The organism is Chromobacterium sp. Beijing (genome assembly GCF_021496765.1).
In the GTDB taxonomy this organism is placed as follows: Bacteria; Pseudomonadota; Gammaproteobacteria; order Burkholderiales; family Chromobacteriaceae; genus Chromobacterium.
Window position 1 is genome coordinate 3,493,515 of sequence record NZ_CP053750.1, and the last position, 14,844, is coordinate 3,508,358.

Sequence of the window (14,844 nt, forward strand, 5' to 3'; positions counted from 1 at the left end):
GCCTTGCGCGATCAAGGCGGCGCGCGGCCGCCCGACGCTCTTCAATTAATATACGCCGCGCGCCATCGCTTGCAGCCGTTCGATGCGGTCCGCGGTCTGCGGATGGGTGCGGAACAGATCGCCCATCCCGCCGCCGCCGGACAAGGGATTGATGATCATCATCTGCGCGGTTTCCGGGTGCGCCTCGGCGGTGGGCATTACAATGCCCTGCGCATAGTACTCGATCTTCTGCAAGGCGGAGGCCAAGGCCAGCGGGTCGCCGGAAATCTCGGCGCCGCCGCGGTCGGCCTCGAATTCACGCGCGCGGGAAATCGCCATCTGTATCAGGCTGGCCGCCAGCGGCGCCAGCAGGGCGATGGCCAGACGCGGCAGCCAGCCCACCGGCTGGCCGTTTTCGTCGCGGCCGCCAAAGAACATGGCGAAGTTGGCCAGCGCGGATATCGCGCCGGCCATGGTGGCGGAAATAGTGGAGATCAAGGTGTCGCGGTGCTGGACGTGGGCCAGTTCATGCGCCATCACCCCGCGCAGCTCGCGATAGTCCAACATGCGCATGATGCCGCTGGTGGCGGCCACCGCCGCGTGCTCGGGACTGCGGCCGGTGGCGAAGGCGTTGGGCTGCTCTTCGTGAATCACGTAGACGCGCGGCATAGGCAGGCCGGCGCGCTGCGCCAGTTCCGCCACCATGCCGTAGAATTCCGGCGCGCTCTGGGCGTCCACCTCCTGCGCGTTGTACATGCGCAGCACCATCTGGTCGGAATTCCACCAAGCGTACACATTCATCGCCCCGCCGAACAGCAAGGCCAGAATCATGCCGCTTTTGCCGCCTATCATGCCGCCGATCACGGCGAACAGCGCCAGAATCGCCGCCATCAGCAAGGTGGTCTTGAACCAGTTGTCCGTCATTGCCGCCCCCTTTCCTCTCGCCTCAGTCTATCCGCTCACACGCCCAGCCGCGTGCCCGCCAGCTGGCTTCTGCCGGCGACGAAGTCCCGCGCGGCCAGCCGCTTGCCGCCGGCCGCCTGCAGCACGCTCAAGCGCACCAGGCCGGAGCCGCAGCCCACCAGCACGCCGTCCGCGTCCGCGGCGACGATCACGCCCGGCTCGGCCTGGCCAGCTTCGGCGCCGGCCATCCACAGTTTCAGCGCTTCGCCGGCCAGCAAGGTATGCGCGCCGGGCGCCGGGTTGTAGGCGCGGATGGCCCGGGCCACTTCTTCCGCCGGCAGGCTCCAGTCCACCAAGGCCTCGGCCTTGCTCAGCTTCTGCGCGTAAGTGACGCCCGCTTCCGGCTGCTTGAGCGGGGCGATCCCGTCCAGTCCGGCCAGCGTGGAGACGATGGCGCGCGCGCCTTCCACGGCCAGCTTGTCGTGCAGCGTGGCGGCGGTTTCGTCGTCTGCGATGGCCACAGGATGGATGGACAGCATGTCGCCGGTGTCCAGGCCCACGTCCATCTGCATGATGGTGATGCCGGTTTCGGCGTCGCCGGCCAGGATGGCGCGCTGTATCGGCGCCGCGCCGCGCCAGCGCGGCAGCAGCGAGGCGTGGATGTTCAGACAGCCGCGCGCCGGGATATCCAGCACCGCCTGCGGTAGGATCAGCCCGTAGGCGGCCACCACCATCAAGTCGGCGCCGATGTCGCGCAGCATCTGCTGCGCTTCGTCGTTGCGCAAGGACGCTGGCTGCTCCACGCGCAAACCATGCGCCAACGCGACTTCCTTGACCGGGCTGGGCTTCAATTTCATGCCGCGGCCGGCCGGACGGTCCGGCTGGGTCAGCACCAGGGCGACTTCATGGCCGGCGGCGATCAACTCGCGCAGCGCGGCGGCGGCAAACTCCGGCGTACCGGCAAAGATCAATTTCATTCAAACCATTCCGGACGGGGCGCCCACGGCGCCGCGGTCACATATTCTGTTTTTCACGCTTTTTCAGCTTGGTCTTGATGCGGGTCTGCTTCATCTGCGACAGGTATTCAACGAATACCTTGCCGTCCAGATGGTCGATCTCGTGCTGGATGCAGATCGCCAGCAGGCCGTCGGCCTCCAGTTCGAACGGCTTGCCGTTGCGGTCCAGCGCGCGCACCTTGACGCGCTCGGCGCGAGTCACTTTGTCGTAAATGCCGGGCACGGACAGACAGCCTTCTTCATATTCCGTCTCGCCGTCCTTGCTCAGGATTTCCGGGTTGATGAACACGCGGCGTTCGTTCCGTTCCTCGGAAATGTCCATCACCACCAGGCGGTGGTGGAAATCGACCTGAGTCGCGGCCAGGCCGATGCCTTTGGCCTCGTACATGGTCTCGAACATATTATCGATCTGGATCTGCAAGGCCTCGTCGAAGACCTCCACCGGCTTGGCCACGGTGTGCAGCCGTTCATCCGGATAATGCAAAATATTCAACAATGCCATCGGATTTAATGACTCCCCGTCGTTTCATTCACTCATCAAGTTGTCGTATCGCGATCGGCACGCCGATAATAGACATGTTCGAAACGCGATTCCTTGTATGCGGGCCACCCCCGCAGGTGTCCGTCCACCTTCATATTGGGGCATTTCCCATGCGTAAAAGCATTATATCCTTCGCCTTGGCCCTCGGGCTCGCCGCGCCCGCCTTCGCCGCCGATCTCCAGTTGAAGGCTGACGCGCCCAGCCGCTACACCGTGAAGCGCGGCGACACGCTGTGGAGCATTTCCGGACGCTATCTGAGCAGCCCCTGGAAATGGCCGCGTCTGTGGCGGATGAACCAGGGCGAAATCAAGAATCCGCACTGGATCTATCCGGGCGACGTGCTGGCGCTGGACTATGTGGACGGCCAGCCGCGGCTGTCGCTGGCGCGAGGCGCGCAGCGCGAAGTCAAACTCTCGCCGCAGGCCCGCGTCGAGACGCTGGATCAGGCGGTGGCCAGCATTCCCGCCTCGGCGATCGAGCCCTTCCTCAAACGGCCGCTGGTGGTGGACATGGCGCAGTTCCTGCAATCGCCCAAGCTGATCGCCGGACCGGAAGAACACCTCACCGTCGCCACCGGGGACCGCGTCTACGCCACCGGCGTCAACGAGGCCGGCACCTGGCAGGCTTACCGGCTGGGCAAGCCGCTGCTGGACCCGGACACCAAGAAGGTGCTGGGCGTAGAAGCGACCTACAGCGGCGACCTGACCGCAGACAAGCCCCAAGGCGACGTTCAGACGCTGAAAGTCAGAAACGTCAGCGAGGAAATCCTGGTGGGCGACCATCTGATGCGCGCGCCGCAGCAAAACTTCAACAACTACGCCCCGCATCCGGCCGACGCTCATCTGAGCGGCAAGGTGGTCTCGGTCTACAACGGCGTGGACGGCGCGGCCCAATACTCCACTATTGTACTCAATCTGGGCCAGTCGCAGGGCGTCGAAAACGGTCATGTGTTCGGCCTGTTCAAAAAAGGCCGCCCGCTGGAAATCAAGGATGAGCAGGGTAAGCGCACGGTGACGCTGCCGGCGGAGCGCGCCGGCAACGCCTTCGTCTACCGCGTGTTCGACAAGGTGTCCTACGCGCTGGTGCTGGACAGCCGCGGCCCGATCTACGTGGGCGACGGCGTGGCCAGCCCCGAACAAGAATGAAGGCTCCGCCGCATGACTGGCTGTTGCTGGCACTGACCCCCGGCATCGGCCCGGCCGGCTTTTTACGGCTGATCGACGCCTTCGGCGGCGCCGACGCCGCCTTGAACGCCAACAGCCGCCAGACCGAACCCTTGATCGGCAAAGAAGCGGCCGAAGCCCTGCAGCGGCGCGAGGCCGCCGCCTCCGCCGAGGCGGCGCTGGAATGGGCGCAAACGCCGGGCTGCCAATTGCTGTCGCTGCTGGACGACGACTACCCGCCGCAGCTGGCCGAATCCAACTCGCCGCCGCCGCTGCTGTTCGCCCGCGGCCGGCGCGAGCTGCTGACCCAGCCCATGCTCGCCATCGTGGGCAGCCGCGCCGCCACGCCGCAGGGCAGACAGAACGCGGAAAGCTTTTCCCGCGAACTGGCCGAACACGGCTATTGCATCGTCAGCGGCCTGGCCAGCGGCATCGACGCCGCCGCCCACCACGGCGCGCTCGGACAGCAGCCCTCCACCATCGCCGTGGTCGGCACCGGCATAGACCGCGTCTACCCGGCCAGCAACCGCCAGCTGGCGCACCGCATCGCCGAGGAAGGCCTGATCCTGTCCGAGTTCGCGCTGGGCATGGGACCGCTGGCCGGCCATTTCCCGCGCCGCAACCGCATCATCGCCGGCCTCAGCCGCGGCTGTCTGGTGGCGGAGGCCAATATCGGCTCCGGCTCGCTGATCACCGCGCGGCTGGCGATGGAGAACAACCGCGAAGTGATGGCCATCCCCGGTTCCATCCACAATCCGCAGTCTCGCGGCTGTCACCGGCTAATCAAGGACGGCGCCAAACTGGTGGAAACCGTGGACGACGTGCTGGACGAAGTGGGCAGGCTGCAACGCAAACGCCCCAGCGCCAAGCCGGCGGCCCCCGCGGCGGAATCGCCGCTGCTTGAAGCCATGGGATTCGACCCCATCAGTATGGATGCGCTTTCGACCACGCTCGGGTTGACTGTGGGGGAGCTTTACGCGATGCTGCTCGAACTTGAGCTGGCCGGCCTGGTGGCCAGCCATCCCGGCGGGCTTTTTCAGCGCCTGAAACCGGGCTGAACCGCGCTAACCCGCACTTTAAGAAGATAGATTGATGTTTGACGTACTCGCCTTCCTGTTTGAACAATTCCGCGATCCGGACGCTTTCGGCGACCGCGGCGCGTTGATGCGCCAATTGGAGGCCGCCGGTTTCGAGGACGAGGAGATCAACGACGCGCTGGATTGGCTGGACGGCATCAGCGGCCTGGACGACAGCGGCTACGTCGGCGCCAACGAAGCCAGCGGCATGCGCGTTTACGCCGAAGACGAGCTGGAGCACCTGCCCGCCGACGTGCGCGGCCTGCTGCAGTTCCTGGAGGATCACGGCGCCTTGACGCCCGCGCAGCGCGAAATGGTCATCGACCGCCTGATGGAACTGCACGGCGACGACATCAACGTCGGCAGCGCCAAGCTGGTGGCCTTGATGGTGTTGTGGGCGCAACAGGCGGAACTGCCCATTCTGCTGGGCGAAGCGCTGTTGGATGCCGTGCATGGCGAACCCACCATGCAATGACTTGTCAGCCTCATGGAGCGGGCTTAACATGCCGCCCTTGGCCGCCGGTTCCGGCGGCCGATCCAAGAGCGCTCTTGCGCTCTTGTTTTATTTGACGAATATATTTTCTGTCGACGCGAAATTTTCAGGGTGAAGCCTTCATCCTCCTTGTCGACGGGAACGCAGCAGCCCACGCACGGGCCTGGCGCCCTTCTGCCGCGCGGCAGAAACGCCCGGTCCGGACGGATCGGCCGGCATGCCGGCGATTGCACATAGAAAAGATAATATGCCCACCAGTCTCTTGATCGTCGAATCGCCTTCCAAGGCGAAAACGCTGAAGAAATACCTAGGCCCTGACTTTGAAGTCCTGGCCTCCTACGGCCATGTGCGCGATCTGGTGCCCAAGAACGGCGCAGTGGACCCTGAAAAAGGGTTCGCGATGAAATACCAGCTGATCGCGCGCAACAGCAAACACGTCGACGCCATCGTCAAAGCGGTGGGCGACGCCGAACACATCTATCTGGCGACTGACCCGGACCGCGAAGGCGAGGCCATTTCCTGGCATCTGGTGCAGATCCTCAACGGCAAGAAGCTGCTGAAGAACAAGACCGCCCAGCGCGTGGTCTTCCACGAGATCACCAAGAACGCGGTGCTGGAAGCGATCCAGAACCCGCGCGAAATCGCGCAGAACCTGGTGGACGCACAGCAGACCCGCCGCGCGCTGGACTATCTGGTGGGCTTCAACCTGTCTCCGCTGCTGTGGAAGAAGATCCGCCGCGGCCTGTCCGCCGGCCGGGTTCAAAGCCCCGCGCTGCGGCTGATCTGCGAGCGCGAGAACGAAATCCGCGCCTTCGTCGAGCAGGAATACTGGTCTGTGCATCTGGACAGCCACAAGGGCCGCACCAAGTTCGGCGCCAAGCTGACCTCGATGGCCGGCAAGAAGCTGGAACAGTTCGACATCCCCAACGAGGCCGAGCAGGCCAGCATACTGGCGCGGCTGGAAGGCCACCCGGCGGTGGTCAGCAGCATCGAGAAGAAAAAGAAATCTCGCAGCCCCGCCGCCCCGTTCACCACCTCCACGCTGCAGCAGGAAGCCGTGCGCAAGCTGGGCATGACCACCGACCGCACCATGCGCACCGCGCAGCAGCTGTACGAGGGCATAGACATCGGCCAGGGCACCGTCGGTCTGATCACCTATATGCGTACCGACTCGGTGGCGCTGGCGGGCGAGGCGATGGAGGAAATCCGCGGCTATATCGGCCTGAAATTCGACGGCGACTACCTGCCCAAGAACCCGGTGGCCTACAAGAACAAGTCCAAGAACGCCCAGGAAGCGCACGAGGCGATCCGCCCCACGTCCATCCTGCGCACCCCGGACATGGTCAAGCCCTTCCTGACCTCGGATCAGTTCAAGCTCTACGACATGGTCTGGAAGCGGACGCTGGCTTGCCAGATGGCGCCGGCCAAGTTCGACACCACCAGCATAGACATCGCCGTCGGCGAAGGCGTTTTCCGCGCCACCGGCCAGGTGCAGACCTTCGCCGGCTTCCTCGCCGTGTATGAAGAAGACGTGGACGACGCCGAGGACGAGGACAACGCCAAGCTGCCGCTGCTGGACGAGGGCGAGACCCTGCCGGTGGACAAGCTCTACGGCACCCAGCACTTCACCCAGCCGCCGCCGCGTTATTCGGAAGCCTCGCTGGTGAAGGCCCTGGAAGAATTCGGCATCGGCCGGCCGTCCACTTACGCCAGCATCATCTCCACGCTGAAAGACCGCGAATACGTGGTGCTGGACAAGAAGCGCTTCCTGCCCACCGACACCGGCGACATCGTCAACAAATTCCTGACCGAGCACTTCGCGCAATACGTGGACTACAACTTCACCGCCAAGCTGGAAAACCAGCTGGATGAAGTGGCCAACGGCCAGCGCGAATGGGTGCCGGTGATGGACAGCTTCTGGAAGAACTTCTCCAAGCAAATCGCGGAGAAGGAAAGCATCTCCCGCGCCGAGGTCACCACCGAGAGCCTGGACGAAGCCTGTCCAAAATGCAGCAAGCCCTTGTCCATCAAGTTCGGCAAGCGCGGCCGCTTCATCGCCTGCACCGGTTATCCGGACTGCGATTACACCCGCAATATGGGCGAAACCGCCGAACAAGCTGCGGAAGAGGCGGAAGCGCCGACGGTGATCGAAGGCCGCAGCTGCCCGGAGTGCGGCGGCGAGCTGCACATCAAGAAGGGCCGCTACGGCAAGTTTATCGGCTGCGCCAACTACCCGAAGTGCAAGCACATCGAGCCGCTGGAAAAGCCGCGCGAAACCGGCGTGGAATGCCCGGAATGCAAGGCCGGCCAGCTGATCGAGCGCAAGAGCCGCTACGGCAAGCTGTTCTACAGCTGCAACACCTATCCCAAGTGCAAGTACGCCACCTGGAACCCGCCGGTGGCCGAACCGTGCCCGAAGTGCAATTGGCCGATCCTGACCATCAAGACCACCAAGCGCCGCGGCACCGAGAAAGTCTGCCCGCAGAAGGAATGCGGCTATAGCGAGGTGATCGCGCCGCCGGAAGGCAAGGAAGCCGAGCCGGGCTAACACGGCCCGCGCTTGCGACAACAGCCCTGCACGGTTTTCCGTGCAGGGCTGTTGTTTATTGCGCGAGTCTAGTCTCCTGCGCCGACAAACGTGAAGTATCCCACCGGCAACTGCAGGCTCTGCAAGGTCGGCACCGCCTCCAAGGCCCCCAACATCGCCGCCGCCCGCAGATAATGGGGACTCGAATGCGGCACGCACCAATGCATGCAAATCTGCACCGCAGCGCTGCTGGGCAAAGGCTTGCCGTCCGGCCCCTCCAGCTGCACCTTGATGTGACCGGCGTAGTGCGGCGGCAGTTGAACCGCAATATTGAGCTCCTGGCTGCTTCTCAGTACTTTCACGCGCCGGGTGTCGAAAGCGGCGGCGGGGTCGTCGGAATACATCCGCAAGGTGGAGCCTTCCGGCACCCGGCGACACCTCATGCTGAAGCTGAACTGCTCAGGCGTGGAATCCTGGTTATGGAACGTCAGGGATTCCTCTCCCCCGCTCTTGGATACAGGTGTCACATTACGCCATGCCCCGGCGCCGTTATAAAGAATCCATTGCACGGAATTCCAGTTACCCTCGGAAAATTGCAAGGGATTATTTTCAGTGAAGAAGGGATAGGCAACGGTGGCTATCAGGCAAACATGCTGCTGAGATTTCAAATCCAGCATGAAGGCTTCAGAGACTGCGCGCTCGCCCACAGTCAGGAGCGCATTCTTGCCCTCCCGATTCAAAACCTTACCATCCTTGTTCTTGCCATTCACCGTATAGCACTGCATCCAAGAAGACGGCGGCTGGTTGAATCCCCCATTGACGTAGTACATTCTTACCTTGGCATCATTAATCTTGCCGAAAAACGACTTATTCTGACAGCGAGTATAAATATAGTTTTTCCCAACCTTGGGCACTTTCCAGAATTCAGAATTCCAATTATCAATCAACATTGCCGGCGACAACTCCACATCTTGGTTGCAAACAATATCTGGGGAGTCGGTATAAGCTCCGATAGTTGGAATCACACCATTATCGCCAAAGTTCTTACGGCACAAAACACCTCGCCACTGTTGCATCGCTTTATTTGCGTATTGCGTGGATGAAGTCAGGGGAATAGCCAAAGCCTGGGTCATATGCTGAGCAAGAATTAGCGGTTTCTCACGATCAGTTTCCCAATAGGTGTCACAGTAAACACCGCTGAAGACGTTTGCAATTTCCTGAAACCCCAAACTTGCAGGCAGTGCCTCATAGATATTCTCCATCGCCTGAATATCATTGATTCCAGTCAGGCGATAGTGGATCGCCGTCTGCCACAGCGTATCCATATCAACAATTTTGGCGGGAGAAACTATTGCCTCGTTTACTTTATCGTTCATGAGTTAAACTCCTATTCACACGGATTTAAGAGAAAACACTCACCCGATAACAGGCATGGCACGCGGGAAAAGTAGATTCACCACGCCAGCCAGCCGCGGCATCCTTGACCTCGCTTTTGTATGGCATAAGCATATACCTTACGCCACATATCACCAGCAAGAATTGACTGCGCTTAGATCAAACTGACCGAACGATCAGGAAAGGCATTAGGGAGAAGCAGAAGCGCCAGGCACGCAGCAGGCGCCACCAAACCGGGATTGACTCAGTGGATAGGGAGATCACTAGACTGACGCGCCGCCTCGGCTTCGCGAATTTCCCTGCCCAAAAAGTAATTGAGCGCGGTGCGCAGCACCGCGATGGCGCCCAGCTTGCCGATCTGGTCCCAACTGGGCGCCACCGCTGTGGACAGGATGTCGGCCGCCAATTGCAACTCCAGCGCCAGCGCCAGGAAGCGGGCGAAGCTGAGCCGCACCTGGTTGTAATCGTCATGGTTGGCGCTGAGGCAGCGGCGAACATAGCGGACGCCCAGGGCCAGGATGCCGACGCCTATCACCAGCGCGCCCAGCGCTTCCACGCCCAACTTGAGCCAGAGCACGATGTTCAACACCCACTCCTCGACTCCGGATTCCACTGGCGACATCATCGGACGGCTCCCTCTGGGTTCAGGCAGCCGTCACCTTACCCGCTTCAGGCAAACAACACCAGACACCACACCGCGGTCAGATTGATCAGGCCCAGCAATTGAGCGGCGCTGCCCATGTCCTTGGCGCGCTTGGCCAGCGGATGCCGCTCCAGCGAGGTGTGGTCCACCGCCGCCTCGATCGCGGAGTTCAGCAGTTCGATGATTAGCGTCGCCAGCGAGCTGGCCACCAGCAAGGCGCGCTCCAGCGGCTGGGCGTGGATGACGAAGGCCAGCGGGATCAGCACCGCCGCCAGCAGCACCAGCTGGCGGAAGGCGTCCTCATGCCGGAACGCCGCCTTGAGGCCGTCCAGCGAGTAACCGAAGGCGTTGATCAGGCGGGTGATCCCGGTTTTGCCTTTGAAAGGACTTTCTTTCATGGAGGAGTCCGTAAGATTGGCGCAACGGCCGGCGCCCCAGCATGCCAGACCAAGATGACGCCAATAAAAAATAAAACGGCCGGCGTCGCGGCCGGCCGTGGCGAAATGGAGAAAGCCCAGCGTCAGTGCGGCTGGCAACGCCGCTCCAAGGCGTCGATGTACAGGCCGGCAACCTTGATCTCGGTCTGGTCCATGATTTCGCGGAAGCAGGTGGGGCTGGTGACGTTGACCTCGGTCAGATAGTTGCCGATCACGTCCAGCCCAGCCAACAGGATGCCGCGCTTTTTCAGCTCCGGTCCCACCGTCCTGGCGATTTCGCGATCGCGCTCGGTCAGCGGCCGCGCCTCGCCGCGACCGCCGGCGGCCAGATTGCCCCGGGTCTCCCCCGCCGCCGGAATGCGCGCCAGGCACCACTCCACCGGCTCGCCGTCTATCACCAGAATGCGCTTGTCGCCGTCGCGGATCTCCGGAATGTAGCGCTGCGCCATCACCGTGCGCTTGCCGCGCAGCGTGATGGTTTCAATGATCACAGACAGGTTGGCGTCGTCCGGGCGCAGCCGGAAAATGCTGTCGCCGCCCATGCTGTCCAGCGGCTTCAGGATCACGTCCTGATGCTGGTTGATGAAGGCGCGCAGGCGGTGCGCCTCGCCGGTGATCAGCGTGGGCGCGGTCAGCTCCGGGAACTGCAGAATGGCCAGCTTCTCGTTGAAATCGCGCAGCGCCTGGCCGCTGGTGAACACCTTGGCCCCCTGCGCCTCCGCCAGCGTGAACAGCTGAGAGGCGTACAGGTATTCCATGTCGAAGGGCGGATCCTTGCGCATCACGGTGGCGCTGAAGGACTGCAAGGGCTGGCGATGCACTTCGCCCAGCTTGAACCAGGCCGGGTGTTCGCCCTCGTACTGGCCGGTCAGGCTCAGATCGCGCGCGTCCACCAGCACGCGGCCGCCCTCCACCGACAATTGATGGGCCTGGGCGAAGCTCAGGGCATGGCCGCGCGCGGCGGCCTCCTGCATCATCGCGAAGGTGGTGTCCTTGTAAAGCTTGAAGTGATCCAGCGGATCGGCAATGAACAGGATGCGCATGATTATCGGTCCTCGCTTGGCTTGGCGGCGTCGCGCAGCATGCGTTCCATGCCGCTGCGCGCCGTTTGCATCATCTCGTCGGCCTGTGCGGCGACAGAAAGGAAAGTGGGCTCGTCGGCCCCATTATAGGAGCAGCCGAGGTAGCGCAGCGCTTCGCCCTGCTGCGGCGCGCCCAGCAGCGCCGCCAAGGGATTGGCGGACATCTCGTAGGCGGACAGCATCGGTCCTTCCGCGCCGACGAAGCGGTAATACTGCTCCGTCGCCCGGATCGGCGCGCGTTTGAGCCGCAGCCGGGACGCGGCTTCGGCCATTGTCCAAGCGGACGGCAGCGGCACCGACACGAACTCCTTGTGCAACGCCAGCCGCGTCGTCTCCGCGCCGAACACCCGGATCGGCCGTTTCAGATCATAGGCGTAAACGCCCAGCGTGCTGGCCTGCTCGTTCTTGCGTATCCAGTCCGGCCCCTTGTCGAACACCACGTCCAGCAAGGCCGGCTGCAAGGCCTGGTAGCGCTCGAACGACGCGCACTGCACCAGTTCCTCCAACGCCTGCGGCGTCAAGGCTTCGTCGGCTGCCGCCGAGGCCGTCGCCGCCAACAGCGCCAGGCTCAGCCAGGCTTTCATTCGTCCGCGTCCGGATCGGTGGCTTCCAGCTCCAGCGAGGCGGCCAGCAGCGCCAGCCGCGAAATCACGCCGTAGGCGTAGAAACGGTTGGGCGCACAGTCCGGCGTACCCTGCTTGTCCGGCAGGCAGGCGGTTTCGAACGAGAGCGGCACGAAGTGCATGCCCGGCGCGTTCAGGTTTTCATCGATGCCGCGGCCGGTGTGCACACGGTAGAAACCGCCGGTCACGTAGCGGTCCATCATGTAGACCACCGGCTCGGCCACCGCGTCCTCCACCGTTTCGAAGGTGTACACGCCCTCTTGCACGATGACCTCGGACACCTCCAGGCCTTCCTTGACCACCGACATCTTGTTGCGCGCCTTGCGGTTGAGACCCAGCACCTCGTCCGGGCTCTTCACACTCATCACGCCCATGCCGTAGGTGCCAGCGTCCGCCTTGACGATGACGAAGGGATCGTTGTCTATGCCGTATTCGCGGTATTTGACGCGAATCTTGTCCAGCATCCGCGACACCTCGTCCGCCAATTGCTCCTCGCCGGTGCGGGCGTGGAAATCCAGGCCGCTACAGCTGGCGAAATAGGGATTGATGGTCCAGGGATCGATGGAGATCAAGCGGGCGAAGTCCTCGCACACCTTGTCATAGGCGGCGAAGTGGTTGCTCTTGCGGCGCACCGCCCAGCCGGCGTGCAGCGGCGGCAGCAGGTTCTGCTCCAGGCCTTTGAGCAGGTCGGGAATGCCGCCGGACAAATCGTTGTTGAGCAGGACCACGCAGGGGTTGAAGCCGTCCGCCAGCACCAGGCGGTTGCCGCGGCGTTCGATGGGCTCCAAGCGCACGATGTCGCCGTTGGCCGATTGCAGCTCGGTCGGCTCGGTGATTTCCGGGTTCAGCGAGCCCAGGCGCACCTTGAGGCCGGCCTGTTCGAAAATATGCACCAGCGCGGCGATGTTCTGCAGGTAGAAGGTGTTGCGGGTGTGGTTTTCCGGTATCAGCAGCACGCTGCGCGCTTCCGGACACACTTTTTCCACCGCGCTTTGCGCGGCGTGGACCGCCAGCGGCAGAAAGTCGCGGTTCAGGTTGTTGTGGCCGCCGGGAAACAGGTTCATGTCCACCGGCGCCAGCTTGAAACCGCTGTTGCGCAGGTCCACCGAGCCGTAGAACGGCGCCGCGTGGTTATGCCACTGACTGCGGAACCAGTGTTCGATCTGAGGCTGGGCAGTCAGGATGCGGCTTTCCAGTTCGTAAAGCGGGCCGGTCAGTGCGGTTGCCAGATGCGGAACGGGCGGCATGGAATCCCCTTGGGTTTTCGAATTGAATTCGCTAATGGTGGGGGTGGCGCGGGATGAATTCAAGACTTGTTGTGTTGGGACCGTCAAAAAGCAAAGGACGCTTGCGCGTCCTTGTCGGTTTGGCCCGCGGGCCGCATCGTCACAATGGCCAGGGTTCGCCGTAAGCCTGCTGATACAAGTCCTTCAGCGAGTCCCAGTCGAAGAAGTGATTCTGGCAGCCCGGCGTGGTGACCTTGATCGCGCCGATCACATTGGCCAGGCGGCCGGTGATCTTCCAGTCCAGGCCGCGGCTGATGCCGTAGAGCAGGCCGGCGCGGAAAGCGTCGCCGCAGCCCATCGGATCCACCGGCTTGATCGGCATTTGCACGCGCGGGATCAGGTGCACGGTGTCGCCGACGTAAATCTCCGCGCCCTTGGAGCCGCGGGTGACGATCAGCGCCTCCACCTTTTTGCGCAAGTCCTCCACCGACAGGCCGGCGCGTTCGCGCATCAGCTCGCTCTCGTAGTCGTTGATGGCCACATAGCTGGCCAGTTCGACGATCTCGTGGATCTCGTCGCGCGACAACAGCGGCAGCTCCTGGCCCGGGTCGAAGATGAAGGGAATGCCGGCCGCGGCCAATTCCTTGGAATGCTGCAGGAAGGCGCTGTAGCCGCCGGGCGACAGAATCGCCAGTTCGATCGGCCCCGGAATATCCGATATGTGGTTTTCGGTGGCAAAATCCATGGCGCCGGGATGGAAGGCCATCAATTGATTGCCATCCTTGTCGGCGATGCCGAAGCACTGCGAGGTATACTGCTTGCGGATCAAGCGAATGAAGCGGTCGTCCACGCCGGCGCGTTTCAGATGTTGGCGATACGGCTCGAAATCCTCACCCACCACGCCCATGACGATGGGGGTTTCGCCCAACAGACACAGGCTGTAGGCGATATTGCCGGCCATGCCGCCGAATTCGCGGCGCATGGTCGGGGCCAGGAAGGTCGTGGAAATTTTGTGCAGCTGATCCGGCAGGATCTGGCTGTCAAAACGGCCATGAAACGAGAACAGGGTATCGTATGCGAGGGCCCCGCAGACGAGGATAGACATGCCCACTCCGCAAAAAGGTCAATCGACCATTTTAACATGAAACATTTGTTTGGTTCACGTCGAGAACTTTGACCTTGTCGGATATCCAATACACTTCAAACACCTACCGGAAGCTCAACAAGATGCTGAAACGACTGCTCGCCCCCGCGCTGATCGCGCTGCTGCCGCTCTCCGCCATGGCCGCGCCCACGCTGGAACAAACCCATTTCACCAAACTGCAAGGCGGCGACGCCACCATCGCCGCCTATAAGGGCAAGGTCACGGTGCTGAATTTCTGGGCCACCTGGTGCGGGCCTTGCCGCGAGGAAATGCCGATGCTGAACCGCCTGCGCGCCAAGCTGGCGCCCAAGGGCGTGGAAGTGGTGGGCGTGGCGCTGGACAATAAAGAAGAAGTCAGCGCCTTCGTCGGCCAGCTGAAGATAAGCTATCCCATCCTGCTGGGCGACAGCGACACGCTGAACCTGATGCGCAGCCTGGGCAACGCCACCGGCGGCCTGCCTTACACCCTGATACTGGACCGCAAGGGCAAGATCGCCGCCAAGCTCACCGGCCTCTTGGACGAGAAAAAACTGGAAGCGGCGATCAAAGCCCAGTTGTAAACCGCTCGGCGACGGCCATTGACGCCGGCCGCCGCC

At 62.7% G+C, this 14,844-nt stretch carries 15 protein-coding genes; 5 read left to right on the plus strand and 10 right to left on the minus strand.

Annotation, left to right across the window (positions count from 1 at the left end; translation table 11 throughout):
• Positions 1-45: 45 nt before the first annotated feature.
• The 3 genes from htpX to def are packed head-to-tail and all read right to left on the minus strand — an operon-like array spanning position 46 to position 2,400.
• Positions 46-903, minus strand: a complete 858-nt coding sequence (gene htpX / locus HQN78_RS16215) for a zinc metalloprotease HtpX (RefSeq protein WP_227106518.1) — start codon at positions 901-903, stop codon at positions 46-48.
• 35 nt (positions 904-938) lie between these two features.
• Complete coding sequence (gene fmt, locus HQN78_RS16220; protein WP_235084891.1) at positions 939-1,859, minus strand: methionyl-tRNA formyltransferase; 921 nt, start codon at positions 1,857-1,859, stop codon at positions 939-941.
• Between the two features lie 37 nt (positions 1,860-1,896).
• Positions 1,897-2,400: a peptide deformylase gene (def, locus tag HQN78_RS16225; RefSeq protein WP_107797869.1), complete on the minus strand. Its 504-nt coding sequence runs from the start codon at positions 2,398-2,400 to the stop codon at positions 1,897-1,899.
• A 149-nt stretch (positions 2,401-2,549) separates the two neighbouring features.
• Between def and HQN78_RS16230 the strand changes: the two genes are divergently transcribed.
• The 4 genes from HQN78_RS16230 to topA all read left to right on the plus strand — a co-directional run bounded on the left by HQN78_RS16230 (position 2,550) and on the right by topA (position 7,719).
• The gene (locus HQN78_RS16230) at positions 2,550-3,584 is read left to right on the plus strand and encodes a LysM peptidoglycan-binding domain-containing protein (RefSeq protein WP_235084894.1); all 1,035 of its coding nucleotides are present in this window, start codon (positions 2,550-2,552) and stop codon (positions 3,582-3,584) included.
• Positions 3,581-4,660 (plus strand): DNA-processing protein DprA, encoded by a 1,080-nt coding sequence (gene dprA / locus HQN78_RS16235; RefSeq protein WP_235084897.1) that lies wholly within the window; start codon positions 3,581-3,583, stop codon positions 4,658-4,660. The genes HQN78_RS16230 and dprA overlap by 4 nt, the downstream gene beginning before the upstream one ends.
• Before the next feature lie 34 nt (positions 4,661-4,694).
• Positions 4,695-5,153, plus strand: coding sequence for a DUF494 family protein (locus HQN78_RS16240; RefSeq protein ID WP_048413521.1), 459 nt, complete (start codon positions 4,695-4,697; stop codon positions 5,151-5,153).
• A gap of 265 nt (positions 5,154-5,418) precedes the next feature.
• On the plus strand, positions 5,419-7,719 hold the full coding sequence (gene topA / locus HQN78_RS16245) for a type I DNA topoisomerase (RefSeq protein WP_235084899.1): 2,301 nt from the start codon (positions 5,419-5,421) through the stop codon (positions 7,717-7,719).
• A 68-nt stretch (positions 7,720-7,787) separates the two neighbouring features.
• Here topA and HQN78_RS16250 read toward each other — a convergent pair whose 3' ends face one another.
• The 7 genes from HQN78_RS16250 to HQN78_RS16280 form a co-directional block, all read right to left on the minus strand.
• Positions 7,788-9,074, minus strand: a complete 1,287-nt coding sequence (locus tag HQN78_RS16250; RefSeq protein WP_235084902.1) for a hypothetical protein — start codon at positions 9,072-9,074, stop codon at positions 7,788-7,790.
• Between the two features lie 263 nt (positions 9,075-9,337).
• On the minus strand, positions 9,338-9,718 hold the full coding sequence (locus tag HQN78_RS16255) for a DUF1622 domain-containing protein (RefSeq protein WP_235084904.1): 381 nt from the start codon (positions 9,716-9,718) through the stop codon (positions 9,338-9,340).
• A gap of 44 nt (positions 9,719-9,762) precedes the next feature.
• Positions 9,763-10,134 (minus strand): diacylglycerol kinase, encoded by a 372-nt coding sequence (locus HQN78_RS16260; protein ID WP_043635597.1) that lies wholly within the window; start codon positions 10,132-10,134, stop codon positions 9,763-9,765.
• Between the two features lie 122 nt (positions 10,135-10,256).
• Positions 10,257-11,216 carry a glutathione synthase gene (gene gshB, locus HQN78_RS16265; protein ID WP_107797863.1) on the minus strand — a complete coding sequence of 320 codons (960 nt, stop codon included), beginning with the start codon at positions 11,214-11,216 and terminating at the stop codon, positions 10,257-10,259.
• Positions 11,217-11,218: 2 nt separating this feature from the next.
• Complete coding sequence (locus tag HQN78_RS16270) at positions 11,219-11,839, minus strand: hypothetical protein (protein WP_235084907.1); 621 nt, start codon at positions 11,837-11,839, stop codon at positions 11,219-11,221.
• Positions 11,836-13,125 carry a glutamate--cysteine ligase gene (gshA, locus tag HQN78_RS16275; RefSeq protein WP_107797861.1) on the minus strand — a complete coding sequence of 430 codons (1,290 nt, stop codon included), beginning with the start codon at positions 13,123-13,125 and terminating at the stop codon, positions 11,836-11,838. The genes HQN78_RS16270 and gshA overlap by 4 nt, the downstream gene beginning before the upstream one ends.
• Positions 13,126-13,264: 139 nt before the next feature.
• The gene (locus tag HQN78_RS16280) at positions 13,265-14,209 is read right to left on the minus strand and encodes a carbohydrate kinase family protein (protein WP_107797860.1); all 945 of its coding nucleotides are present in this window, start codon (positions 14,207-14,209) and stop codon (positions 13,265-13,267) included.
• Between the two features lie 122 nt (positions 14,210-14,331).
• On the opposite strand from HQN78_RS16280, the gene HQN78_RS16285 reads away from it, so the two are divergent.
• Positions 14,332-14,808 (plus strand): TlpA disulfide reductase family protein, encoded by a 477-nt coding sequence (locus tag HQN78_RS16285; RefSeq protein ID WP_107801581.1) that lies wholly within the window; start codon positions 14,332-14,334, stop codon positions 14,806-14,808.
• Positions 14,809-14,844: the final 36 nt, after the last annotated feature.

Bases quoted from the DNA above. Each gene is read 5' to 3' on its own strand.
- htpX (WP_227106518.1), bottom strand. From the start codon at position 903: ATGACGGACAACTGGTTCAAGACCACCTTGCTGATGGCGGCGATTCTG.
- fmt (WP_235084891.1), bottom strand. From the start codon at position 1,859: ATGAAATTGATCTTTGCCGGTACGCCGGAGTTTGCCGCCGCCGCGCTG.
- def (WP_107797869.1), bottom strand. From the start codon at position 2,400: ATGGCATTGTTGAATATTTTGCATTATCCGGATGAACGGCTGCACACC.
- HQN78_RS16230 (WP_235084894.1), top strand. From the start codon at position 2,550: ATGCGTAAAAGCATTATATCCTTCGCCTTGGCCCTCGGGCTCGCCGCG.
- dprA (WP_235084897.1), top strand. From the start codon at position 3,581: ATGAAGGCTCCGCCGCATGACTGGCTGTTGCTGGCACTGACCCCCGGC.
- HQN78_RS16240 (WP_048413521.1), top strand. From the start codon at position 4,695: ATGTTTGACGTACTCGCCTTCCTGTTTGAACAATTCCGCGATCCGGAC.
- topA (WP_235084899.1), top strand. From the start codon at position 5,419: ATGCCCACCAGTCTCTTGATCGTCGAATCGCCTTCCAAGGCGAAAACG.
- HQN78_RS16250 (WP_235084902.1), bottom strand. From the start codon at position 9,074: ATGAACGATAAAGTAAACGAGGCAATAGTTTCTCCCGCCAAAATTGTT.
- HQN78_RS16255 (WP_235084904.1), bottom strand. From the start codon at position 9,718: ATGATGTCGCCAGTGGAATCCGGAGTCGAGGAGTGGGTGTTGAACATC.
- HQN78_RS16260 (WP_043635597.1), bottom strand. From the start codon at position 10,134: ATGAAAGAAAGTCCTTTCAAAGGCAAAACCGGGATCACCCGCCTGATC.
- gshB (WP_107797863.1), bottom strand. From the start codon at position 11,216: ATGCGCATCCTGTTCATTGCCGATCCGCTGGATCACTTCAAGCTTTAC.
- HQN78_RS16270 (WP_235084907.1), bottom strand. From the start codon at position 11,839: ATGAAAGCCTGGCTGAGCCTGGCGCTGTTGGCGGCGACGGCCTCGGCG.
- gshA (WP_107797861.1), bottom strand. From the start codon at position 13,125: ATGCCGCCCGTTCCGCATCTGGCAACCGCACTGACCGGCCCGCTTTAC.
- HQN78_RS16280 (WP_107797860.1), bottom strand. From the start codon at position 14,209: ATGTCTATCCTCGTCTGCGGGGCCCTCGCATACGATACCCTGTTCTCG.
- HQN78_RS16285 (WP_107801581.1), top strand. From the start codon at position 14,332: ATGCTGAAACGACTGCTCGCCCCCGCGCTGATCGCGCTGCTGCCGCTC.